The organism is Sphaerisporangium flaviroseum, assembly GCF_039537005.1.
Lineage (GTDB): Bacteria > Actinomycetota > Actinomycetes > Streptosporangiales > Streptosporangiaceae > Sphaerisporangium > Sphaerisporangium flaviroseum.
Genome location: NZ_BAAAZR010000080.1, coordinates 1 through 590, shown reverse-complemented (window position 1 = coordinate 590; position 590 = coordinate 1). Strand labels below are relative to the sequence as shown.

General features: G+C 65.3%; 1 protein-coding gene. It reads right to left on the bottom strand.

Features of this window, described 5'->3' with window-relative positions; genetic code table 11:
• Positions 1-262: 262 nt before the first annotated feature.
• Positions 263-590: hypothetical protein (locus ABD810_RS40865; RefSeq protein ID WP_344953984.1), on the bottom strand; the 328-nt coding region annotated here is incomplete at its 5' end.

Below are 590 nucleotides of genomic sequence, written 5' to 3'. Positions count from 1 at the left end.
CGCGCAGATGTGGCTTACCTCGGCGCAGGTGCTCGAGCGCGCCGGCGACACCGCGCCCAGCGTGTACGCCTACCACCAGGCGCTGAGCTGTCTGGGGCTCTAGTACTCCAGTGACATTGAGGTCCAAGGTGGGATCTGCGCTGGTAAGTGGGCCGACTGGCAGCCCGATAGGAAGGTGCACGGCCTCGACAATGGCGATCCCTGAGGTCTTCTACCTATGCCGCAGACGAGCCCTTCGTAGAACCGATGCGCGTGCACTCGATCAGAGGGCGGCGAGCAGAGCGAGGGCGCATCCCGTCAGGTACCGGGGATCCGCCGGCGACATATCGGTCAGTTCCAGGTAGGCCGTGCCCATGGGGTTGCTGTAGAGAGGCTCGCCTTGCGCGGAAAAGCCGACAAAGTCCTGGGTGATGTCGAAGTACGCCCCGGCCGTGAAGTACAGTTCCTCGCCGTCGTAGCCGACCCTCGCGTACGCGTCGGTGTAGCCGTCGTCGAAGAGACGGAAGTCCCGTTCGCCCGTACCCTTCTCGAGGGTGGCGAGTATGCCCTCGGCGAAGGCACGCACATCGGCCGCCTGGGAGAGCGCCAGC